The organism is Paenibacillus sp. MZ03-122A (assembly GCF_024213325.1).
GTDB lineage: Bacteria > Bacillota > Bacilli > Paenibacillales > Paenibacillaceae > Paenibacillus > Paenibacillus polymyxa_B.
In genome coordinates this window covers 1-23,396 of sequence record NZ_JANAVI010000001.1, presented here as the reverse complement: position 1 = coordinate 23,396, position 23,396 = coordinate 1, and the positions used below count along the sequence as shown (strand labels likewise).

General features: G+C 45.3%; 17 protein-coding genes, 2 pseudogenes and 2 CRISPR repeat arrays. Of the genes and pseudogenes, 3 read left to right on the top strand and 16 right to left on the bottom strand.

The window, feature by feature from the left end; all coding sequences use genetic code 11:
* The first annotated feature begins 115 nt into the window (after positions 1-115).
* Positions 116-250 carry a cortex morphogenetic protein CmpA gene (gene cmpA / locus NLX74_RS00095; protein WP_007429337.1) on the top strand — a complete coding sequence of 45 codons (135 nt, stop codon included), beginning with the start codon at positions 116-118 and terminating at the stop codon, positions 248-250.
* A 105-nt stretch (positions 251-355) separates the two neighbouring features.
* Here cmpA and NLX74_RS00090 read toward each other — a convergent pair whose 3' ends face one another.
* From NLX74_RS00090 to NLX74_RS00070, 5 genes are all read right to left on the bottom strand, one after another.
* The gene (locus NLX74_RS00090; protein WP_254327624.1) at positions 356-2,578 is read right to left on the bottom strand and encodes a Tex family protein; all 2,223 of its coding nucleotides are present in this window, start codon (positions 2,576-2,578) and stop codon (positions 356-358) included.
* 179 nt (positions 2,579-2,757) lie between these two features.
* Positions 2,758-3,108 (bottom strand): type II toxin-antitoxin system PemK/MazF family toxin, encoded by a 351-nt coding sequence (locus tag NLX74_RS00085; RefSeq protein ID WP_007429335.1) that lies wholly within the window; start codon positions 3,106-3,108, stop codon positions 2,758-2,760.
* 6 nt (positions 3,109-3,114) lie between these two features.
* The gene (locus NLX74_RS00080) at positions 3,115-3,396 is read right to left on the bottom strand and encodes a CopG family ribbon-helix-helix protein (protein ID WP_007429334.1); all 282 of its coding nucleotides are present in this window, start codon (positions 3,394-3,396) and stop codon (positions 3,115-3,117) included.
* A 293-nt stretch (positions 3,397-3,689) separates the two neighbouring features.
* Positions 3,690-4,886, bottom strand: coding sequence for an alanine racemase (alr, locus tag NLX74_RS00075; protein ID WP_254327623.1), 1,197 nt, complete (start codon positions 4,884-4,886; stop codon positions 3,690-3,692).
* 268 nt (positions 4,887-5,154) lie between these two features.
* Positions 5,155-6,432, bottom strand: a complete 1,278-nt coding sequence (locus NLX74_RS00070; protein WP_254327622.1) for an outer membrane lipoprotein-sorting protein — start codon at positions 6,430-6,432, stop codon at positions 5,155-5,157.
* A 262-nt stretch (positions 6,433-6,694) separates the two neighbouring features.
* On the opposite strand from NLX74_RS00070, the gene NLX74_RS00065 reads away from it, so the two are divergent.
* Positions 6,695-7,972: an AraC family transcriptional regulator gene (locus NLX74_RS00065; RefSeq protein ID WP_254327621.1), complete on the top strand. Its 1,278-nt coding sequence runs from the start codon at positions 6,695-6,697 to the stop codon at positions 7,970-7,972.
* A gap of 24 nt (positions 7,973-7,996) precedes the next feature.
* On the opposite strand, the gene NLX74_RS00060 is transcribed toward NLX74_RS00065, so the two are convergent.
* From NLX74_RS00060 to NLX74_RS00010, 11 genes and pseudogenes are all read right to left on the bottom strand, one after another.
* Complete coding sequence (locus NLX74_RS00060; protein WP_254327620.1) at positions 7,997-9,628, bottom strand: formate--tetrahydrofolate ligase; 1,632 nt, start codon at positions 9,626-9,628, stop codon at positions 7,997-7,999.
* Positions 9,629-9,840: 212 nt separating this feature from the next.
* Positions 9,841-10,149, bottom strand: a complete 309-nt coding sequence (locus NLX74_RS00055; RefSeq protein WP_013309242.1) for a hypothetical protein — start codon at positions 10,147-10,149, stop codon at positions 9,841-9,843.
* A 98-nt stretch (positions 10,150-10,247) separates the two neighbouring features.
* On the bottom strand, positions 10,248-10,751 hold the full coding sequence (locus NLX74_RS00050; RefSeq protein ID WP_254327619.1) for a DUF6933 domain-containing protein: 504 nt from the start codon (positions 10,749-10,751) through the stop codon (positions 10,248-10,250).
* 283 nt (positions 10,752-11,034) lie between these two features.
* Positions 11,035-11,656: direct repeats of the CRISPR family, unit length 30 nt; unit sequence ATTTCAATACATCCCATGTTGTGGTTAAAG.
* A 175-nt stretch (positions 11,657-11,831) separates the two neighbouring features.
* A pseudogene (gene cas2, locus NLX74_RS00045) lies at positions 11,832-12,112 on the bottom strand (CRISPR-associated endonuclease Cas2).
* Between the two features lie 5 nt (positions 12,113-12,117).
* Positions 12,118-13,131: a type I-B CRISPR-associated endonuclease Cas1b gene (gene cas1b / locus NLX74_RS00040; RefSeq protein ID WP_010349455.1), complete on the bottom strand. Its 1,014-nt coding sequence runs from the start codon at positions 13,129-13,131 to the stop codon at positions 12,118-12,120.
* Positions 13,132-13,146: 15 nt separating this feature from the next.
* On the bottom strand, positions 13,147-13,641 hold the full coding sequence (locus NLX74_RS00035) for a CRISPR-associated protein Cas4 (protein WP_134904548.1): 495 nt from the start codon (positions 13,639-13,641) through the stop codon (positions 13,147-13,149).
* Positions 13,638-16,499: a CRISPR-associated helicase Cas3' gene (cas3, locus tag NLX74_RS00030; RefSeq protein WP_254327618.1), complete on the bottom strand. Its 2,862-nt coding sequence runs from the start codon at positions 16,497-16,499 to the stop codon at positions 13,638-13,640. Before cas3 ends, NLX74_RS00035 begins: the two co-directional genes overlap by 4 nt.
* Positions 16,474-17,274 carry a type I-B CRISPR-associated protein Cas5b gene (gene cas5b, locus NLX74_RS00025; RefSeq protein ID WP_010349458.1) on the bottom strand — a complete coding sequence of 267 codons (801 nt, stop codon included), beginning with the start codon at positions 17,272-17,274 and terminating at the stop codon, positions 16,474-16,476. The genes cas3 and cas5b overlap by 26 nt, the downstream gene beginning before the upstream one ends.
* Positions 17,275-17,308: 34 nt before the next feature.
* Entirely contained in the window at positions 17,309-18,313 is a 1,005-nt protein-coding gene (locus NLX74_RS00020) for a type I CRISPR-associated protein Cas7 (RefSeq protein WP_254327617.1), read from the bottom strand.
* A complete protein-coding gene (locus NLX74_RS00015; RefSeq protein WP_254327616.1) occupies positions 18,297-20,357 on the bottom strand; it encodes a hypothetical protein in 2,061 nt (686 codons plus the stop codon). The genes NLX74_RS00020 and NLX74_RS00015 overlap by 17 nt, the downstream gene beginning before the upstream one ends.
* A gap of 21 nt (positions 20,358-20,378) precedes the next feature.
* Positions 20,379-21,092 carry a CRISPR-associated protein Cas6 gene (locus NLX74_RS00010; RefSeq protein ID WP_254327615.1) on the bottom strand — a complete coding sequence of 238 codons (714 nt, stop codon included), beginning with the start codon at positions 21,090-21,092 and terminating at the stop codon, positions 20,379-20,381.
* A gap of 240 nt (positions 21,093-21,332) precedes the next feature.
* Positions 21,333-22,218: a CRISPR direct-repeat array (repeat unit 30 nt; unit sequence ATTTCAATACATCACATGTTGTGGTTAAAG).
* A 742-nt stretch (positions 22,219-22,960) separates the two neighbouring features.
* Here NLX74_RS00010 and NLX74_RS00005 point away from each other — a divergent pair.
* A pseudogene (locus NLX74_RS00005) lies at positions 22,961-23,396 on the top strand (IS3 family transposase); the annotation flags it as partial.

Below are 23,396 nucleotides of genomic sequence, written 5' to 3'. Positions count from 1 at the left end.
CTGACAAGCATATTATAAAATAACGACCGAAGTCTAACCCCCAATTCATAAGCACACTTTAGGTACCCACCCCATATGCTAAACATACAGATGTAACGCAGAGGAGGAGATCGGCTTGCCTCAATGGCTCAGCAACCAGCTCATGCGGGCCTTTTACAAAAAGGACCGGCGTCAAATTAAACTGTTGAACGATTGTTGGTTTTTTTATCATAAAGCACCTGGCGTGGAGTTCGATGCCAACAACGGGTAAAAGCTAAAGGCATCCAAAAATGAAAGCCGGAATCTCCGATACAGTTCGGAGATTCCGGCTTTTGTTATACCTTCACAAGAAGGTTGTACAGCATTATTTAAAGTATTATGCCTGCGATTGCGCCTCTGCAGGAGGTTTCATCGTCAGACCAACCCTGCCTTTTTTCAAATCAACATTCAACACCCACACCGTTACGTTATCACCGACAGATACGACATCCATCGGATGCTTTACAAAGCCACTGCGCAGCTGTGAAATATGAACCAACCCGTCACTTTTAATACCGATATCGACAAACGCGCCGAAATCAATGACATTGCGGACGGTTCCCTGAAGTTCCATACCCGGTGCCAAATCCTCGATCTTCAGCACATCCTTGCGGAATACCGGCAACGGCAGCTCGTCACGTGGGTCACGGCCCGGACGCTGGAGGCTGTCCAGAATATCCTTCAGTGTCGGCACGCCGACTTCCAGCTTGGCGGCCAGTTCGTCAATGTTGGACACCCTCAGTGCTTCCATTGCAGTCTTAGTACCCAGATCGTGAGCGCTGATGTTCAGTTCCGCCAACAGGCGGTCTACGACAGCATACGATTCAGGGTGAATCGGTGTACGGTCCAGCGGATTTTCTCCACCCGGTATACGGATAAAGCCTACAGATTGCTCGTAGGTTTTTGCACCAAGACGCGGCACCTTCTGCAATTGACGACGGTTGCTGAATTTTCCGTTTTCCTCACGGTACTTAACGATGTTTTTGGCAATCGTCGCATTGATCCCTGCTACATAGGATAACAGCGCAGAGGAAGCCGTGTTCACATCCACACCGACATGGTTAACGGCTGATTCGACAACGTCCTTTAAGCTTTCATCCAGATGTTTCTGCGACACATCATGCTGGTATTGGCCTACACCAATAGCCTTCGGCTCAATCTTGACCAACTCAGCCAGCGGGTCCTGCACACGACGTGCGATGGAAGCCGCACTGCGCTCGGCCACGTCCAAATCAGGAAATTCCTCCTGTGCCAGCTTGGAGGCAGAATATACGCTCGCGCCCGCCTCATTGACGATCAGATACGCTAGACTGCTGTCACCAATGTCAGCGATGACTTCCGCTACGAATTGCTCTGTCTCGCGCGAAGCGGTTCCGTTACCAATGACAATCAATTCGATCCCGTATTGGGCAATCAGCTGCTTGAACTTTTCAGCAGCCTCGCGCTTCTTGTTGTTCGGCGGTGTCGGATACGTCACTGCCACTTCCAGCAGCTTGCCTGTGTCATCGACAACCGCCAGCTTACAGCCTGTCCGATAGGCCGGATCGACACCGAGCACACGTCGGCCCTTGATCGGAGCCTGTAGCAACAGACTGCGCAAGTTGCCTGCAAAGATGGAGATGGCCTGCTGCTCGCCCTTCTCCGTCATTTCAGCGCGCACTTCACGCTCGATAGACGGCGCAATAAGTCTTTTGTACGCATCCTCAATGACACTGCGGAGCAGATCTTGCACGACTGATGATCCTTTAATCACTTGACCTGCCACGTAATTGTAAATGGAATCTGGCACTACCTCCAGACCAACCTTAAGAATGCCCTCCCGCTCTCCGCGATTAATCGCCAGAATACGGTGAGGTGGCATTTTCTTAGCAAGTTCACGATAGCTATAGTAGTTCTCATACACGGATTCTTGCTCCGCATCCTTCGCTTCGGAGGTCAACATACCATGGTCCAGCGTATATCGGCGTACCCATTGGCGAATAGCCGCATCATCCGCTATATTTTCAGCTAAAATATCTAAGGCACCTTGGATGGCCGCCTCGGGATTTTCAACTCCCAGCTCAGCATTCACATAGGATTCCGCTTCTTTCAAAGCATCGCCCTGCTTCGGCTGGCTCCAGATCCAGATGGAGAGCGGCTCCAGTCCCCGTTCCTTTGCTACACTGGCGCGGGTTTTACGCTTTTGCCGATACGGACGGTACAGATCCTCCACTTCCTGAAGTTTAACCGCAGAGGTGATAGCAGCCTGCAGGTCTTCCGTCAGCTTGCCCTGCTCATCAATAATGCGGATGACCTCTACCTTACGATCCTCCAGATTACGCAAATACACCACACGATCTTCAATTTCACGTAGCTGATTTTCATCCAGCTCTCCTGTCATTTCCTTACGATAACGCGCGATAAAAGGAATTGTATTCCCTTCATCCAACAAACTGATCGTTGTCCGGATTTGCTTGAGTGCCAGCGACAGCTCTCTCGCCACTTGTTTGACAATCCGCTCTTGGCGTTCTGCTTCGTTCGGCTCCTGCCGGATTTCCGTCTTCGTTTCCTCGTTAGACAAACCTATCCCTTCTTCCTCACAGCTCTTGTCTTACACCATGTCTTTCATTATCACAAAAAATGATTCAAAGCGCCAGCAGGTGACGTTAAAGCAAGCCCTACCTGCATTTTTCATTGGACACGCAAAAGGACAGCGCCCAAGCGCTGCCCTTTTCCCGTTTCACTCGTCGTTCCATCACGCTAAAAATCAATCAAACCGAGACTGATTTGTAGCGAATCGCTCACTTTGCGCATGGTTTCTTCGTCTAAATGGGTGATTTTGTCGGTAAGCCTCTGCTTGTCGATCGTCCGAATTTGCTCCAGAAGAACAACAGAATCACGATCAAAGCCATGCGTCGCCGCGTCGATTTCCACGTGTGTAGGCAGCTTTGCCTTCTGAATCTGGGCGGTGATGGCTGCTACGATCACAGTAGGACTAAACCGGTTGCCGATATCATTTTGAATGATCAGCACAGGTCTGACGCCACCTTGCTCGGAACCGACTACGGGTGAAAGGTCTGCAAAAAAAACGTCGCCGCGCTTTACGATCAATATGGATTACACCCCGCTAACTGTACGGCCCAAGGTGCTGTTTGCATCTTCCTCCGCGTGAAAGGCTTCGGATGCCATGGTTAAGTTAATTTTAGCCATTTCCATGTATCCACGCTGCATAGCTTCACGAATGTAACGTTTTTTTCGTTCACCTACATACAGCTTCATGGCCTGCCTGATAAATTCACTGCGGTTGGAATTTTCCATAGCTACGATCCCGTCCACTTCCTGCAAGAGATGATCTGGCAAACTGATCATTATTCTTTTGGTGTTCTGCAAATTGGCCAACTTCTCTTCCACCCCCAAAACCTTGTCGCCATTGTACCATTATAACGTTATTCCCGGTAATTTATTCAAACGGAATACAAGAGAATGTATATGACATTCGTATATCATCTATGCTGCATTCCATTATAAACTACGCAGTTCGTTTTCGTACAGGCGTTTGATCCCCGAAATACAAGTGTCAGCGGAGCCTAATGCGTCTTTTGACAGTTATAGCGCTCTTTTCTTTCCTTTGTACATATTTCGGGACGTTCTGCGAAAACTCCTGCTTTTATTCGGTAATTTGCGTTATGAAATTAATTCCAGCGGGTTGGAAGAAGCGAGTTCACTCGAACAACAGGAACATGACCTCGTGTGTATACACGCGGTACCCTGTCTGCGATCATGCAGATCACCTCATAGTGGATCGTACCAAGCTTGGATGCCAGCTCATCCGCCGCGATAGTTTCGCCGGACTGCTGGCCGATGAGAACAACCTCTTCGCCGGTTTGGATTTCTTCCGCATCTTCTGCGAAAGATTGTAAGGATACCATACACTGGTCCATGCAAATCGTACCGAGTACCGGGACGCGGCGACCGCGTATCAACACTTCGATCTTCCCACTCAGCATGCGGGAGTATCCATCCGCATAGCCGATTGGCAATGTACCGATCCGTTCTTCACTGGAGGTTACATACCGGGTGCCATAGCTAACTCCCCAGCCGGGAGGAAGCGTCTTGGTATAAACCACCGCCGTCTTCAATGACAATACAGGCAGCAGCTCAATAGCTTGCCGGTTAACCTCATCAGACGGGTACAGACCGTATATACTGATACCAATCCGCACCAAATTGGGGGAAAGAGAAGGGGTATCAATGGTGGCGGCGCTGTTGCCCGTATGTATAATGGGAATGGTGATACCTTGTTCCCTTAGCGCTTCCGCCACGCCCCGAAACCGATCATATTGTAGCAGTGTATAGCTTTTGTCTTCTTCATCCGCGCGGGCAAAATGGGTGTACATGCCTTCCAGCAGCACTTGCTCTAATTCGTAAGCCTGCCGGACAAAAGCCATAGCCTCTTCTCCAGGCAGCAAACCCAGTCTTCCCATGCCGCTGTCTATTTTGATGTGCACCTTCAACTTGCGTTCGTTTCCTTGGCGGTCCAGTCTACGGATACCGTCCAGCACTTCCTCACTGAACACTGTCAATGAGATATCATGCTCCCAAGCCGTTTGTACAGCTTCCGGTGAGGTATAACCGAGTACTAGAATTGGTAGCTGAACCCCCGCATGACGAAGCTCCAACGCTTCATCCAGAAAAGCGACGCTCAAATAATCCGCACCAAGGCGTTCCAATTCCTTTGAAATTTCCACGGCACCGTGTCCGTAGGCATTAGCCTTGACACAGACCAGTATCAGCTTATCCTCTGGCAATGCCTTGCGAAAAGCTTCATAGTTGGCGCCAAGGTGATCCAGGTTGATTTCGGCCCGGGTCGATCTGTATTGTGCTTGCAAATCCAGTCACCTTCTTCAATTGTTAGCCTGTAACATAACCTTTTACCATTCGGAGTGTGGCAAAGTTCTTGCTTCCAAAGGTTAATGGTAATGTTCAAAAACGTGGCTGTCAATGGCAGGGGGACTTTGCCAGCCTCCTCTACCATATCTACAATAGAACAGGATATACAAGCGATGCACATCTTAGACTGCGAATGAACAAAAGACGGATACGGGCGGCAGCAGAGCATTTTTACACTCTAGACCGTCTGCATCCGTCTATAAAGTTTTATTTACCCGATTGATCCTGTATAGAAGCGGCAATTTGTATCATTTCGCTCACAGGCAGGTCAGCACTGGTGATTCTGAACTCGATTCCGTCATTCATCCAGGTCATCGTCTGCTGTTCGCTTCCGGTCAGAACGGCAAAGCTTCCTCCAATATCAACCAGTTCGCCTGCGGCTAGTGCGACTGCCCGATCTTTTGGACGCGCCTCCACAATGGTATAATTATACGTTCCACTATACCGCAGCATCACGGCATGTGTACCATTATCCTCCAGCTCCGGCGTATCCTTGATCTGTACTCCGGCTGGCGTGTAGGACGGTTCGATTAAGCCGAACTCACCCATCACAGCTTCTGCCGCATCTGTTCCCGCTGACGTTCCGTTTGCGGCATCCGATGTGCCCGGGGTTTGTTGCTGCGCATCTGCGTTGGCTGCTGCGTCCGGTTTGGACGTATCATTTGTGGCAGTACCGTCCACGTTCGCTTCCCCTGACGGCTGCTGGACTGCATCCCCTGCTGTTCCCTGCTCTTGTCCGGGTTCGCCAGACGTCACGCCAGTCGTCCCATCCATCGCACCGGAAGGATCAAGCTGACCGCTGGGCTCAACTGCTCCAGAAGATGGCGCCCCTTCGCTACCCGTACTCGTCTTACCTGAAGCCATGTTCCGCTCCATATCAAAAGAGTCTTTGTCAAACTTCGTATCAAAAGCAAATTGATCGAATTTCAGATCAACAACTACCTTGGCATTCGCATCAGACACCTGTACCTGAGTGGGTGCATAGTCATTTTTGGACAGCCATATCTTTTGTCTCACCAGCGCATGGCTGTTGTAATTCGCTGCCACATCAAACACATAGGATTTATCGTCGGTAGCCAACTGACGGGAGGCATCGCCGATAATGCTGCGAACCAACGTTTCATATAAATATACTTGACCCTGATTGTTTGGCCAGTCGCTTTTGAAACGGAAGCTTTTGTTCAGGCTGGGTGTCAGTACAAATACACCCTCATCATTACGAAGCACGATTTGCGTAACATCCTTTTTCTCGTTCGTCATGGCAATTCGGTAATAGGACGGCTTGCGGTAGGAAATATCCACCTTGTATTCCTGCGGCGTGTCGCCGGTATGCAGCGTCATCAAAGCTGTACCGTGGTAGCTGTTCAGGTCGCTCACCACGTCACTCAAATCTTTAACCACATCGTCCGCGCTCTTCTTGCCGCACCCGGCCAGCAGCAGCGTTACACACATGACCATGGCAAGCATCCATGAAATCCGGCGCATGTCATCAACCCCTTCAGCACATGTTTTAAATGAATTAGTACATGTCTATGAAGGACTTGTTCGATTTATGCAGACTGGCATGACAAGCTTGAACGTATCCTTGTGTAATGCTATAGAATCTTTTGAAGACTGAGAACCTCCCCCGTTCAGTTCACTGCTTTTTCATTTTAAAGAAATTGCGTTGATTGGTGAGCCTACCGATGAATTATTATCACGTCCCAATTCATATCACTGTCTGCTTATGTTCATCGGTGGGACAGGTATGGTGGACATTGGCTCAGAGCAGTATCTATTCCATACAGGTCATGGATATTGGCTAGCTCCAGGTGAATCCTATCAAATCGCTCCCCTGAATGGAACTGTGCCCGAATACTACAAAATCACGTTTGAGGTCATCGCTTTGCCGTCAGAACCACAAGCGGACATGGCCTTAGGTGAACACGCATCGCGTATGCCATCCATATATCATGGACCTGTCCTGCCGAGACCGCGCGAATGCATCGTCTCCTCTTCTTCCTCCAAACTTATTCAGTTGACTGAAGAGCTATTTCATAGTACCCAACAAACGATACAGCCGCATACCCAGATATCTGTATTACGGCAGCAAATTATGTTTCAAGAGTTGCTCTTGTTGTGGCAGGAAGACCACACCCATATTGATCAAAATACTACCTCTAATCCGGCATTGCCAGCATCGGTAGAAGGCACTCTCTCATATATGGAAAACAACTATGAAAAGCCCATTACCGTCAAGCAGCTTGCCGAGCAGGCGAACGTTTCCATATGGCAATACTCCCAAATGTTTCGTAAAATGACAGGCAAAAAGCCGCTGCATTACCTCACTGAGCTGCGCTTGAATCATGCCAAGCGGCTGCTGCTGGATTGCAAACGGCCTTTACGTGAAATTGCCCGTCAGGTTGGTTTCTCTGACGAATATTATTTTAATCGGCGGTTTAGGCAAATAACCGGGATTCCCCCGTGCAAGTACGCGCTTTCTGTCTCCGGTTCTGTGCGCGTCAAGGATTGGACGGGTCACCATATTCATATTCCGCGCCGAGCAAGCCGCATCATCTATCATGGAGAAACGATGAGCGATCTATTGGCATTAGGGGCCAAAGCCATCGGCGGAAGTCTGCGACCCAGTGAATACAGCGTCTATAAACATCGTCTTGTGAATGTCGCCGATGTGGGCCTTCCACTGGATACCCGCTTGACCAGTGCTCTCGATCCTGATCTAATTATCATCGCCAATTCGGATGAACAGGAATATGAGCGCATTGCCAGTATCGCTCCCACGGTCACCTTCAACTCCTTCGCCACGCTGGAGGAACGGATGCGTACACTTGGCACCTGGCTCGGTAAGGAGCGGGAGGCCGAACGCTGGTTGTCTACCTTCACAGCCCGTAATCTGGCAATGTGGCAGCAGCTCGGTACGCAAATCACAGCCGGAGAAACAGCCTCCGTCTTCATCTGGAGCGATGCCATGACTCGGCAAAAACTGCTTACTGCACTGCCCAAACTGCTCGTCACTTCAACCTGATAAGCTGTCATTTTTCTAAAGATACTACATTAGACCATGGATGCTTCCATCTGCCTCCAGCGACATATGCTCAGCTGCTGGGGATTTGGGTAATCCTGGCATCGTCATAGTATTGCCTGTTTCCACGACCACAAAGCCTGCCCCTGCGGACAAAGAAACGCTGGACACGTGAATGGTAAAGCCCTCCGGTGCACCTAGTAGAGAAGGTTGATCTGAGAAAGAATACGGTGTTTTGGCCATGCATACAGGCAGTTGTCCAAAACCAAGCTGCTCCATACCGGCCAACGCCCGTTTGGCCGCAGGAGTGTAAGCTACCTCTGCCGCACCGTAAAGCTCCTTCGCAATAACACTAATTTTCGCTTGCAAATCAAGTGTATGCTCATACAATGGTGCAAAATGGGCTTTGTTCTCCTGAAGCAGGTTGAGCAGGCTTTGGGCCAGCTTCTCTCCACCTTGGCTTCCCTGTGCCCACACCTGTGACAGTTCTACGGGTACACCCAGCTTGCGGCATTCCGAGAAAATCAGTTCCAGCTCGGCATCGCTATCTGTTACAAAATGGTTGACTGCTACTAGTACTGGCACGCCAAACTTTTGCAAATTCCGTACATGCCGATTCATGTTGACTAATCCAAGTTGCAATTGCTCCAGATTTTCTGCGTCCAGCTCATTTTTAGCTACACCGCCGTTATATTTCAGCGCTTTGGCGGTTACGACCAACAGGGCCGCATCTGGCTGCAAACCGGATTGACGGCACTTGATGTCAAAAAACTTTTCCGCTCCCAGCTCGGCCCCGAATCCAGCCTCCGTGACGACCACCTCTCCCAGCTTCAGGGCCAGCTTCGTACCGATCAAACTACTGCATCCATGCGCAATATTCGCAAAAGGTCCGCCATGCACAATAACTGGAGTTCCCTCCAACGTTTGCACCAGATTGGGTTTCAATGCTTCCCGAAGCAGCACAGCCATACCTTCCACCGCATGTAGTTCCTCAGCTGTTACCGTTTCGCCATCTTCGTTATAACCAATCACCATCCGACCCAATCGCACTTTAAGATCGTCCATATCTTCACTTAAACATAATACCGCCATCACTTCTGAAGCCGAGGTAATGAGGAAGCCACCTTCTCTCACTGCTCCATTACCTGACCCCAATCCGGTCACAATATTTCGTAAACTCCGGTCGTTCATATCAACAGCGCGTTTCCACACGATCCGCTCCGGTTTCAACCGCAAAGCATTTCCATGAAATAAATGGTTATCGATCATCGCTGCCAGCAAATTATGCGCTGCCGAAATCGCGTGAATATCACCTGTAAAATGCAGGTTAATGTCTTCTGCCGGAACAATCTGGGCTTGTCCTCCCCCGGTTGCTCCTCCTTTCATGCCGAAGCAAGGGCCGAGGGACGGCTCACGCAATGCAGCAACGGTTTTATGTCCCAGCGCATTCAGCGCCTGTGAGAGCCCGATGGTTGTCAGCGTTTTTCCTTCTCCCGCCGGCGTGGGATTCATTGCCGTAACCAGCACCAGCTTTCCATTCGGGCGATCCTTTAACTGCTCCCACAGGGACGGATTCAGCTTCGCTTTATATTTTCCATACGTCTCCAGATGTTCTTCTTCAATGCCTGCTTCCTTGGCTATATCAATAATCCTCTTCATCTTTCGTTATGTACCCCCCGTTTTATAAGTCTGACCGATGGTGTCAAACCCTGTATCGTTTTATTTTACCAAAGTGTGCCGCTTATTGCGCTATGATTCATTTCATCGCAAGCGTTGCTATCATGTGAGTTATAAAAAAAGAGCATTCCCCGCCCGCATGGACTTTGGTGGATGCTCTTTTGATACGTCTCGTTTAACAAACAGCTCTCAATTTAACCTGCAAAGTTAGCAGCGTAATTTTCAGCAATAAATCCCTTAGAAATCAGGATAGCTTGGGATTTCTTAGTAGCAGGGCCATAGCCTTGGGACAACAAATCATTAATATGTAAGCGGTTATATATGAAGCAAAATACAAAGTTGGATGCCCCACTCGTAAGGATCGACACCAGAAAAATAATAACAGCCCACTTCCAATCCCCTCTAAACAACGCAGGGAAAAAACCAAAAAAGAGCGTAGTCCATGAAAAACCTACTTTGCGTTCCTTGATCATTCCAGTTTTATTTCTCAATTTAATCTTCATTTACCCCTTACCTCTCTTTATATAGTCTTTTAGAACTATATTAGATTATATAGGACAGAGGGAATAAATGGAACTCATTTCGTAAAATCATAAAATTCTCAAATACTCTCTAGTTTATAATGCTTTTCTAGCATTTCTTTAAAAACATCAACAGGGTACTTGTATTCGACTGTTTTGAAAACAATCCGGTTATTCCACTGGTTTTTTTCCAGCTCGCACCCATGCTCCATATCCAGTTCCTTCATGATAAAAATAATCTCATCTAAGGTTCTTATTACACTATGACTATTCGTCGTAGTAGCCAGCATCTGCTCGCCTTCCTGTATGTAGGCCTTTACGATCTGTTCATCAAAGCCTTCGCTGATCATAAATTCCTTCAAGGCTTGCATAAAAAGAGCTGGCAAGTTTTTGTACTGCGATTTTTTAATCCCAAAAAGCGTGATGCTTAAGCCGGATATATCATGCATAAACACTATATTTTTTCTTCGATTAAGTAAAAACAAGCTGGCATGCCAACTATTCAAAGGCGGATAAATATCAACTTGAAGTGGTTCAGTCTCCCATTCCTTCAGCAGTTTTTGTGTTCCTCGTATGACAAACATCGTCGCTCTCCTTTATTGACGGTCCTGTACCGCAGCGTGATTCGCATACCCAATCTCTCATATGAGGCATGTCCCGGATATCATAACACTGTATTCCAAACATCGGATTATAAACTCTTTCAGTATAATATAGGGACTAGCAGCTGCCAGTAATTTGATTACATCTTACGCTGGGGATGGAGAAAAAAATCTACTTCAGTGCCTTCAGGTTAAGAGCATTTTGAATACTTCTCTGTTGTGGTTAAAGGGATCGGAAGCAAGAGCTATTTGAAAAATTAAACTAATTTCAATACATCCCATGTTGTGGCTAAAGTAGAGGTCGATTCGATGGAACGTATCTTCATCACGGATTTCAATACATCCCATGTTGTGGTTAAAGTATAGACTGGACAACGGATGCTCCATCGACTGTTTCATTTCAATACATCCCATGTTGTGGTTAAAGGTGGTACATTAGAATCAGCGGAGAGATCTACATCGCATTTCAATACATCCCATGTTGTGGTTAAAGTTGGGATTACGCACGTTATGGCATCCTGGAAGGCATATTTCAATACATCCCATGTTGTGGTTAAAGAGACGCATGGGTGGACAGATACATGTCACCACCGGATATTTCAATACATCCCATGTTGTGGTTAAAGTTCCGTCATGGTGTAGACGGAACAGAAGTCACCTAATTTCAATACATCCCATGTTGTGGTTAAAGACAAAGATAGGCAGCTATACACCGTTACACAGCTTAATTTCAATACATCCCATGTTGTGGTTAAAGTCCCATAAGGCTGCGATGCTCTTTGTCATTCTTCTGATTTCAATACATCCCATGTTGTGGTTAAAGTTGTCACAAAGCCTGCCAACCGATCTTACGGCAAATTTCAATACATCCCATGTTGTGGTTAAAGGCTAGTAAAATCAACGTTCTTATAAATACTATTATGCCTATTCTACTACAGCCGCAAGGGTTTCACAAAATTTTCCCAACCGAAGAGGGTTTGTTAAAAACAATTGACAAATCCTCTCAAACCCTTGGCGCTGTAAGGTTAATTGCTTTCCTCCTCTTTAGGGCGGTTGGGAAAATTACAGCAATAAGGACTCCGAATCATTCATGCGGACACCGATGATTTCCTCGTCGAAAACATAATCACCTGTCATCTTAAAAACGGCAACAAAGTCGTTCCCTTCATCAATAACCTTTTTTAACTCAGCGCGTAGCTGAATTAAATTAGCAGGGGTAATTTCACCTCGAAATACGGATTTCTGAAATGAACGAGATACTTTTTACATATTTTAAATACCTTACCCACTCGCTTTTCTCCGATGTCATACACCAAAATGACATAGTTATAATTTTTCTCCATATCCTTTACCTCTTTTCCTTTTCCAAAAAGGGAACAAAAGGCGTTCCTTCGACAATATGCTTTTTTAACTTATAAGCATCATATTTAATAGCAGATAAATAGCTGACCTTCCGTTTAAGCGTGCCATGATCGAACACCTGCTTCATCCGATCTTCAAGCGCGGTGATAAATACATCGCGACCCGTCCCATTTAAAATACAGTAATTATAATCCTTTTCAAAATGCTTATTAACCTGTATTCTTCGATTGTTCACCAATTCAAAAATAGTACGGTACACCAACAATGGCTTGAACGGCTCAGACAAATCCAGACTGAGGGAAAATCGTCGATCACTCGGTTCATGCAGGAAACTGATACTCTGGTCCAGATGGGTATGGTAAATTTGCGAAATCGTTTTCGTGTACAAAATGGTATTACCAAAGCTAATTAGTGCATTCAGCGGATTGTCCGGCGGGCGCTTGACCCGCTTATTCATTTTAAAATCTTCAGGCAGGAACGTCTTAAATGTGTCGTAAAACCGTCTCCAAATCTCCCCTTCCACACTCAACAGTCTCGGAATATCCTCCATTTTATCTAACAATCGTGGTACATCTTTTTTCAGCCAGTCCAGATATGGTTTGATCTCCTTGTTGCCATGTTTATAATAGTGATACAGCACTTCATGGATGTTAGCTGCAATGGCACCAATAAAAGCAGCAGCAATAGGTATTCTTCTCTCCAAACAGGCTTTCGCTTGCAATAGCTTAACCTTACCGCTCACTCTTGCGTCCTTCGGATAAAAGGTTCCTCTAAAATGACCATAGTAATCAAAGAAATGGACTGTTATCCCCGCCATCGACAGAAAAGACAGGAGCTTGCTGTTCAACGTTATCTCATTGAGTAAATATAGCTCCTTCAATCCATGAATCGGCAGGTGTACGATTCCTCTTTCTTCACTCCGAAATGTCAGTGAATTATCTTCACGTCCCAAAGTGCCCGGAGTACGTATATATCTAGTAGATGGCGCTGTTTTGGACATACTTATTCTCCTTTCTTATAAAAAACAGTAGGCGAGGTATGCGCAGCGAGTGCATTTCTTCTCTCTTACGGCTGGGTCAGGCTGCTCTTGCCCCAAATATTGCTCCAATTCATAAAGTAACTGGGTCATAGCCTGTTCGGTTGCTTCATCCAGCTCCAGTTCTATAGTTTTACTAGCCTGCTTGTTACGCTCGCTGAACTGGATTTTACCCTTACGCTCCATGCCTTTTTGCTTAAGTACATACATATAGTACAGCGTCTGCCATTTAGTAGCTTCGACATCGGCGTCAGACTTTTTAATCTCGGTCACATAATCACTGGTCAGCTTATCCACTTTGATGCCCTCAATAGCGACTTCGCGGTTTTTCTTCCCCTCACTCTGTAGCTCATGCATGACCTTGCCGATCCGCACGTCCTCGCTATCATCTTCAAAACCCATTCCATTGGCAAATAACCAGCATTGTCTACGACAGTGTACATAATAGTTCACCATCGTTCCGGTAATCCTCATAGGAAAAGCCCCCTTTCATCCTCGGTATACTTGGCACGATTAAACTTTTTAGTTCTAGTTAGTTCATCCCATTCCATATATTGTTCACCGTGCTCCACGAAATACAAAGTACCTACACTATAAGTGTATATCCCCGGCTTTACCTTTCCCCATTTTGCATACATTTGGGGAACCGGATAAATAAAAGTAAAGTTATTCATTTGAGCACGCACCACGGACAAGCGAATCATTCTTTCGGAATAGTCCATCTCCAACCGCTTGTCTGACAATCTAACAAACTCATCCCACACCTCTTGACCGTTCAGCGGGGCAGCGTCTTTCATTGGACAGGTATAGTTCAGGAACAGCGTCACACTTTGATCAGGTATGAGGCCCATATGCTTTTGTACATCTGGAAATTCAAGTTTCTGTACTTTTTGGGTAAAGTCGCCCCAATACTGCTGATTTGGCTTTTCACGAGACTTATTGATTTCATGAATAACATTCTCATAAAATCCACTGAAATCCTTATTTTCAAGCATTTTTTGATACGCTTCTTCCTTAAGATCAAATGCAACACGCAAGTCGTTTTTATATATACCGCTCGCTTGATCACAATCAAAGAAATAAGCCTGGCAGTAGTCACGCAGACAAGAACGATTCAGTCGTCCCAAAAATTGCTCCTCGCTATCCAGCAAAGAAATATCTTTAAAGCCCACATCCATATCAATATCTACCCCGGCTTCAATCACCTGTGTTGCTACAACGATCACATCACTCAAATAAAAGCTCCCATGTTCGTCCTTCCCCAATTTCTGCAACAGCTCTTGGCGATAGGAGAAGCTATCATCCCCAGTAAGCTCATAGACGTCAAAGCCCAAATTCTGCTCTAGCACCAAATTATAAAATTGGCGTGCCGTCTTTTTCTTGATAAACTCGATCAGCACCCTGTTCCCTTGCCCATCCCGCTCTCGCTGCTTGATTACAGATTCAACATGCTCCACTACTTGTTCCGGCTGCATCTTGCCCTGTTTCAACAAATTAAAATCCAGCTTCACGCGCTCTCTAAACAACGAATGGGTAAAATAACGATCCCGGTTCTGCACCAGTGTATAGGTTTGTATTGCTTCCTCATGATCTCGCTGCTCCAGTAACAAATCCAGATTTGGCAAGGTAGCGGACATGATAATAATTTTAATGTTCAGAATATCCGCAAAGGATCGCAGAAAATGAATAATTTCCTTCCACAATTCATTTCGGTAGCTCTGAATTTCGTCCAGTACAATGACACTATTGCATAAATGGGCAAATGCTAGATTGGCCTCTCGTCCTGTCCCAAATAAATAATTAAAAAAGTTCACGTGAGAAGTCAGTGTCACCGGATATTGCAGCAATTGACGCTCCAACAGCACCCTTTTGAAATCCGTGTTGTCTGGCTCCTTGTTCTTCCCTTCCAAAGCAGCTTCTGCCTCTAGTTCTTCCTCGGTCACCATCGGAGTAATTGAATTAATAACTTCCACCCGATAGTCGTTTACCTGCTCCTTGTGGAAAATCCCATTTAGCGTCTGTCTTGTCTGCTCGATCAGAGAGTTGAACGGAAATACATAAATTAACTTGTTCAGTCCCAAGCCGCTATTCAGCAAATGCAGTGCCAAATTTATAGACATGTTGGTTTTACCTGAACCAGTAGGAGCTTCGAGATAAAAAACAGGCTCTTGTAGTCGCTCCAACAGCCGTCTTTCTGTTTCGATAAATAACTCCGCCCGTAGCTGATTCATCTCAGACAAGCCAGAGGCATCAGCATTTTGGCGATAGGACTCAATCCCCTGCACAATTCCCGTCTGACGATAAGCCTCCAGCATGGGCTCCAGTGGTAGACGTTCTCCAAAATAATGCATCTCCGGTACTTGCTGCTCTATATATTGATACGTTGCCCGAAAATCCGATGCGACCATCGTGGAGTACAGTAGCTTGACCAACACATAGAAAGGAAAAGGGCTGTGTATTTTATTCTGACGTTTATTGCCTTCCAGACGGATGCACCCAAATACGTTATCGTTCTGTAGCAAGTCCTGCTGATCACGATAATAGCGAATATAATCAGGATTCTCTTTGACCCGGTTATATTGATTTTTTATTTTCAACTCAAATTCGTTTACCTGCCCTCCCATATCTTCATCCATATTTCCCAGGTACGTGTGGTGGCGGGAGATCGTATATGCGAATGAATATAAAAGATGATGCAGGAATGCAAGTACTTTGCGTTTATGCTTCTTACGGTTTGGATACAGCTCTGTTGTATCATGCCATTCCTGCACCTGTCGTAAATGAATATGCAAGTAAAGCACAGCAGACAGCATGGAATGGTTACTGTCTCCCAGCTCAGCGTTCCTTTTAACTTCATTGTTCTTCATTTTGATACGTTGGAAGGCCGGGTTCACCTTGCCAAGATCATGCAAATAAATGGCTTGTCTAAAATAGTACATGATCATTTGCCTTAATGATTCATCCAGCAGTTCTCCATCTATGCCGAGACGATCTAGCGCCCTATGTACAGCAGCTTCCACACCATTATCCCTCATCAGTATCTTAGCATGATGCATGACCAGATCGCTATGCTCCTCCAGCATTTCATCCTGTTGAAGCCCCTCTTCTTTTGCCGTGTGCGCCTTCAGCCTCCCTTTCCCTTCCTCCGTTAGCCAATGTTGTATGGATACATGAATACGCAATTCGTCTTCCCTCTTTTTCTTGGGTACAATTTTAAAAAATCCATATAAAAAACCAGGCGCTCCCCATCCTGACAATGGAGAATACCCGGTGTTGATTACATCTACGAAAGCGACTGCCCTTTTTTTAGATAAAATACAAGGTGCGGTCATTGTCAGCATCCCGGTACATTTTTTGTAGATCTTCGGCTTTCAGCTCATCTGTATCTATTTCCTGATTAGAAAATACAAGCGGCTCCAGAATGTAACCGTTGTTGGCTGTATTCAGCCCTACGGGGAGATACTCTTGCAAGTAGGATTGCATCTGATCATCTTTCACATATCCTCCCGTATCCACAAGTACATGTGCAGCTCGGAGGGAGTCGATATATTCCGGTTCACTCGCTGGCTCCAACTCAACTAATCGAGCCTTGGATATCGTAGCCGGATGATCATTTTTCCCCAGATAAGGAATGTATTCAGCCTTGGAATGCTGTACATAATCTGCAAGCCGATCAAATACCTCCCGATCTACGCCCCCATCATCTGCCACGTAGATCGTCCAGCGTGGACGCTCCAACCATTGTTCTCGCACATTCAGCACACCGCCCTCTTCCTGGCTTGCATAACCGACTGTGTTGTTGAAAATCTGGATTTTTTTTGAAAAATATCCTCGATCCCCGTGTGGCACGATGCTCACCGATGCATGACGAAACACCTCATAAAATTCAGGGTACGGCATCGCCGGATTATCCTGTTTGGCTTTACCGCCCAACGCCATATTCCGTTCATACTGCTGCGTATAGCCGCCAAGTCCGAGTACTGCACCGAGCAAGCCATATAATGCAACCTTGTGGATATGACTGTATGTAAAATACGCATATACGTTAACATCCGGCTTTTTAAAAAACGCTGTTTCTCCGCTCAACTCAAAGCATAACGCTTGCATGCTTTCTTCCCTCCTTCCCCGATGTAATCATCCTCTAGCCTTGAGGAAGCTCGCTGCGCGTAAAGATGTTAAACGTCCGCAGCCCCGGAAAATCCAGCTCTACACGCGATGCATACGGATTAACGTATAATTCTACTGTTTCAATTTCCTCGTTTACATCGTTCAAAAGCGGTGCAAGGGCCGACAAATCATAAACCGTCTGCTTTCCATCCTTGTCCTTATCTACCTTCACATAAGGGTCCAAATTCGGTAAATACGCCGGGCTCCCCGCTTTAAATTCCACAAATAGGGCAAAAGCATTTTCCGCACCTGATTTACTATTGGTATTTTGCAAAGTTGCCCCGGTCAAAGCTCCTGTTTTGAAAGCCTGATATGCTTCCTCCGTATACCCTTCAAAGCCCTCGGCTGCCAGCAGTTCCAGATAGTTATCATAATGCTTCGGATTGACGGAAAAAGGATATATATAATGGGATTCGTCCACCGTTCTTTTTTTACCAATCGAGGTGGCGTCATTGTCCTCGCTCTTTTCATTTGAGTTACGGAACGGAGACAAAATATCCTGCACCTCCAGATTGGACCACTCATATTTATTAAAGCCCTGACCAATTTGTACCGGACCCGCCAGACCGATATTCTGATCCTTCACTGCAAAGGTCGCACCAAAATTCATCACATCCACACACTGAAACAGCTTGTTCAGCACTTCACGTGAATTTTTGGACACCTCTTCACCAAAGAGATACTCATAGCGTTCCGCAAGATTACGTGGCTGCAGCTTCTCTTCTTTCCCTTTGTCCGCATCCTTCGCTTTGTCCGTCTTTTTGTCCTTGCCGCTACTTACTTTATACGAACGAATATACAGTACCTTCTGTCCTTCCTCCGCCCATAAGCGTTTGATGCTATATTTTAACGCCTTGTCGCTACCAAAAATGTCGCCTGTGCTGGTCGTCTTCGGCTGTCCGCTAAAGTCCGCATTCCAGTTAGCCATCCGGCTCACAATCCCGATCAGTCCCACCACACGATTAGTTTTCTTCGCCATATCCGTTCTCCCCTTCGCTGTTTGGTTTCTCGCTCTCGCCTTTCTTCCAGAACCAATTGTCTGAAAATAGCCCCGCTAAGAACATCTCCCTTGCATCTTCATGCTGGAATTCTTTGTCCGGCTGGTATCCGTACACTTGGCCTAAAGCCCAATTTAATTTAGTGTGATGTAATCGCATTTTGTGACGATGCAAATGATACGCTTCTTCGATCCGTTTTTTGAGCTGTCCACTGCGCTTTGCCATGAAAAAAGGCCCGAGTAAATCTCCTTTTTTCTGCTGGGCTTCAGACTGACTTTTCAAATAAAAAGCAAGCTGCCCTGCCAAATAATAAAACTCATCATCTGTTACTACATAGATCGGCTCTGAATAGGCTGTTTGCTCCGTTTGTCCTGCTCCATCTGCGTTTTCCTTCTGTTTTCGCTTATCCAAGGTGTCCAGCTTTTCTTTGAGTTTATTAGACACTGCAATCAGACGATTTCCCATAGCTGTGTATTCCTCCCCATCCAAATATGCCATTAACGATAGCCTTACATTCATCGCATCGGCCAACCCACTCAGATCCAGCTTCGACTTCTCTTGCCCTACTGGCTCTACTCGTAATAGCTGTTCCTCTATGAGTCGAAGCGTCACGCGTGCAAATTGAGAGCGGATCGTGGCGGTCGTTCCTTTGAAAATCCAGTCATAAAAGCCCTTTTTGCTCTGCATAAACAACGCGACCATCCCACTGGTAAAATCCTTTTCTCTCACCTTCGGCTCATCTTGAAGAAAATCACCGTTCATCCGTCCGCGAAAAAAGCGTCTGCTGATTTCCTTTTGCAGTTGCTCCACATTTTCCAGATAGCCGTAATCCTTCACAAACGCTTCGCCATCGTTATTTTTGGTCATCACACCCAATACATTCTTGAGTCGGATATTGACATGAACTTTTTTGGAGAAAGGTACATTTTCAAAGTCTTGTACCTCGTTATCCTTACCCTCCACGTAAACAAAAAAGTAGCCTTCTGCTACGTCCGAGATACTTTTGGAAAAATCCGTAGAATAGCTAAACTTGTTCATTCTGAACTTAGGTTGAGAAATAAGCCATTCGGTCGCTTCCTTTACCCGTAATGCTTCCTCCAATGATAAGCGGACAGGCGCACCAACGCGCATTGTTTTATGCTCCAAATAGGGCTTCTTACTGTTCATGCTCATGTTAAAACCGGGAAGACCTGTCAAAGTTCCTTCTACCATTTGGTTGTAGTCATTACTATTAAAGATTTTTGGGATGGTATATAACAAATATTCATAGCCATACATTTCGTCCCATGAGTAAAAGCTGAAAGATTCGTTAGATGGGTGATCCATTGATGAGTGAAGTGGAGTAGATTCTGAGGTGAAAAAGATTTTAACGTAATTCTTAAAAGGAATGGTTCGGATATGTTCAATGAGAGCCGACAGGTTTGTAGCGTACCATTGCTCAATCTGTGCAATACGTGTTCGGCGCTCCTCACTTACGAGATATTCCAGTGCAGGTGCATAATCCGTATCAGAGAAAAATTGCTGCGTAGGACTGGTGATGATAGTCTCGGTGCTGCTTTTCTTACTGGTTTTCTTGCTGCTAGTCTTCTTGGTACCTATCAGCTCATCCCACTTTTTCTGCACCTCAGATGCCTGAGTCTTGTCCAGAAAACGGGCAAGATGCGTGCTCATCCCGGTGGTTCCATCTGCCAGTGGCTCGGCTAAAAATACATCCCTTTTTGCGTATAGGGTGTACGGGTTATTAGAATGAAGCTGTTTGCCGGGATCTACAGCTTTGTTCATAGAGATCAGAGAACTCACATAATCTTTTTGTTGGAACCATTCAAAAAGTTCCTTGCGTGATAGATCGGGTTCTTCTTTGGTAATAATCATATGCTCGCTATCAAACACGCTGACCTGTTCATTCCAGCTTTGATCTAGTCGCAGTCGAATATACAGCCCTTCCTTGGGTTGGTGTCTTAGAAATGTGATGTTGGGAAAATCATTCTTCGCCAATAGATAGCTGTTCGTCAAATCCTTCAGCATACCCTACGCCTCCTTTCCACGTTATTCCAGTCCTTTGGCGATACAAAAGCCTGCCCCAAGGATACTATTCTTTTCTGCCGCTCCTGAACCTAATACCACACTTGCCAACTTCTGTGAATATTCATCTTCTCTGACAAGCAGGCGCAGTTTATTACCTAATAGCTTACGTCCTTTATAGGCCAAGGCAATCGGTTTATGGTTCAACACCTGAATCCCTTCGACAAAAGGTTGTTCCAATCGAACAGGCTGATCCGGGTATAAATGATTGTATTTTTTCTCCGCATTAGCATGAATCCGTTGTAGTAAAAGCTCCACACTCAGACCCGGTACCCACGGCTTGCCTTCAATGGTCACAATAGCAGGAGTAACAGTGGTAAGCTCGGTAATATGGGCCAGCTTCTTGGACTGCACAGGGGATGCCGCGATAAACTGGAAATACTCATCCTCCTGCAAGGCTTGCAAAGCTGCGGATATTCGACGTAACGTAAGCTCTATGGAACTACGAATCGTAATGACGTATACACGACCTTGCTTGTACATCCCCTCGTTTTCACGCGGAAAAGGCGCCCCGAATGTATAATGCTTGTACTCCTTATCGTAGTGCGCCTGCTTTAATGTTTCATCTTTCAGCCCCGCTCGACCAATCCAGGCTCCGATACGCTCCGGTATCTCCAGATGGTGAGATGATTGTTTCATTAACGTTGTTATCTGAATTTCAAAATACAAAATATTCACCTCCTAACTTGATATAGAGTATAGACCTCAATCCGTGATTTGTAAATATTTTTCTCGTTATAATTCTTATTTTAAAATAAGGTTCGACGGTACTTAGGCCGCTACACGTGCAGATTGTTCTTCCGATTGCTGTTATCTCCGGATTTTCTGGATTGTATAAACCCATCAAAGGTTAAAATCCGGGGATAAAGGCAAACGCTTACGCTTCTCCAGAACAATTCTGCCCGCTTCGCTGCTTAGGACTGAATACATTTCATGTTGTGGTTAAAGCGGCTAATGTCTTCCTATTGTGTCAGTAGCTGCCGGATTTCAATACACCTCATGTTGTGGTTAAAGTTCACAAACCGTACTGGACGAGGTGTTTGCAGTGCTGTTTCAATACATCACATGTTGTGGTTAAAGGGAGATATCACCGCCGATTATTGGCAGGCATGGCTGTTTCAATACATCACATATTGTGGTTAAAGGAAATACAAAGGGTTCGAAATAAAGAAATACTCGTAGTTTCAATACATCACATGTTGTGGTTAAAGAGCTCACACCGTCCGAAAGTCTGCGTAAACAACCAAATTTCAATACATCACATGTTGTGGTTAAAGCCGGATTTGTCCGGCGTATACAATACCCCAAATTTGATTTCAATACATCACATGTTGTGGTTAAAGATAATTATGGCTATGATGCCTGCTGCTGTTAATGCATTTCAATACATCACATGTTGTGGTTAAAGTTTCATCGGTTTGCTACAGGGAACCGAATCATTCAAATTTCAATACATCACATGTTGTGGTTAAAGACCTTTCAGGTAAGCGAAAAGAGAAAGATTACACCCATTTCAATACATCACATGTTGTGGTTAAAGATACAAAAGACGTTAAGGTGGGTTTGTATAACTTTTATTTCAATACATCACATGTTGTGGTTAAAGATCAATTACTAGATGTTTAGCTGAGTTCGATGAACATTTCAATACATCACATGTTGTGGTTAAAGGTACTGCGGTGCTGCAAGGTCGGAACGTCAAAGGAGATTTCAATACATCACATGTTGTGGTTAAAGTATATTTTAATAGTAGAAATCAACGTCGTATTGGAAGATTTCAATACATCACATGTTGTGGTTAAAGCTAGTAAAATCAAGCTTTCCAAAATCGCAATGTCGTTATTTTACTACAGCCACAAGTGTTTCGCAATTTTTTCCCAACCGGAGGTCGCTTCTTGCCAAGTGCTAAGAAAAATAGCTGTATCCCTTGGTGATCTAAGGAGTTACCTCTTTCTAGCTCTTATAAGGTTGGGAAAAACATAGACCTTTGGTCTATGTTGAGATCGCTTGCCTAAGAGTATAATGTAAATACATCAGAAAAAATGCACATAATGAATAAAACACTTGTGTATTGAAATTTATAATTCTAGTTTTAAAATACTGAAACTAGACTATGACCGTAACATCCGATGTTTCTTTTACTTTTTGTTCGGAAATATTCTTACTAATGGCTATGAGCTACTTCTTTCTGAATACCCAATTAGTAGCTGACCCCAATACCAAGCTTACCAAAAAGAAGCAAACAACGATTTCAAAATAACAGGCAGTATCGATTGATTTGAATTATTCACGATGTTTACTAAAATATCTTACAAAAATAAATATAAAAATGACAATGCAATTTTGCTTTTCTGAAGTTCTTTATATAAATCACGTTTTCAAAATTTGAGATTTAAAAAATATATTAGTACCCTAATGCATGCAAATGTCAAAAGCCTCCTGACCACTATAGGAACTGACCCCATAACGTGAGACAAATCAAAACACCTTCAAGAGAATCAAGCCATGTCGTAAGATATGGAGATAACCTTGGAGGTGTTTTTACGTTGGCAACGAGAGTTAGCTATCCAGTAGAAGTGAAGATGAAAGCTATTGAAATGAGATTGGCAAGAGTTCCAGTAAGAGAGGTTATGGAGCAGTTGGGAATACGGAATAAGACACAACTAAAAACATGGATGAGGTGGTATCGAAAAGGCGAAGTACATCGTCTGGAGCAACCTGTGGGTAAACAATACAGCTACGGAAAAGGTCCGGAGCACTCTTCGGAGCTTGAAAAAGTAAAGGCGGAGAACCGATTCCTGAAGCAGCAATTGGACCTACTAAAAAAGTACAAGGAACTGGAAAGGAGGTGGAACCAGAAGTTGCCGTTGCCTGGGTCGAATCCATTCGAGACGAAGTGACGGTCTCTGAGGCTTGTACATGGCTCGGGATCGCAAGAGCGACCTACTACCGCTGGAAAGCAGCCGTGAAGACAGAGCACAC

What these genes read in the sequence shown, in the direction of transcription:
- NLX74_RS00070 (WP_254327622.1), bottom strand. Translation starts at nt 6,432, where the DNA reads ATGCGCCGGATTTCATGGATGCTTGCCATGGTCATGTGTGTAACGCTG.
- NLX74_RS00065 (WP_254327621.1), top strand. Translation starts at nt 6,695, where the DNA reads ATGGTGGACATTGGCTCAGAGCAGTATCTATTCCATACAGGTCATGGA.
- NLX74_RS00060 (WP_254327620.1), bottom strand. Translation starts at nt 9,628, where the DNA reads ATGAAGAGGATTATTGATATAGCCAAGGAAGCAGGCATTGAAGAAGAA.
- NLX74_RS00055 (WP_013309242.1), bottom strand. Translation starts at nt 10,149, where the DNA reads ATGAAGATTAAATTGAGAAATAAAACTGGAATGATCAAGGAACGCAAA.
- NLX74_RS00050 (WP_254327619.1), bottom strand. Translation starts at nt 10,751, where the DNA reads ATGTTTGTCATACGAGGAACACAAAAACTGCTGAAGGAATGGGAGACT.
- cas1b (WP_010349455.1), bottom strand. Translation starts at nt 13,131, where the DNA reads ATGTCCAAAACAGCGCCATCTACTAGATATATACGTACTCCGGGCACT.
- NLX74_RS00035 (WP_134904548.1), bottom strand. Translation starts at nt 13,641, where the DNA reads ATGAGGATTACCGGAACGATGGTGAACTATTATGTACACTGTCGTAGA.
- cas3 (WP_254327618.1), bottom strand. Translation starts at nt 16,499, where the DNA reads ATGACCGCACCTTGTATTTTATCTAAAAAAAGGGCAGTCGCTTTCGTA.
- cas5b (WP_010349458.1), bottom strand. Translation starts at nt 17,274, where the DNA reads ATGCAAGCGTTATGCTTTGAGTTGAGCGGAGAAACAGCGTTTTTTAAA.
- NLX74_RS00020 (WP_254327617.1), bottom strand. Translation starts at nt 18,313, where the DNA reads ATGGCGAAGAAAACTAATCGTGTGGTGGGACTGATCGGGATTGTGAGC.
- NLX74_RS00015 (WP_254327616.1), bottom strand. Translation starts at nt 20,357, where the DNA reads ATGCTGAAGGATTTGACGAACAGCTATCTATTGGCGAAGAATGATTTT.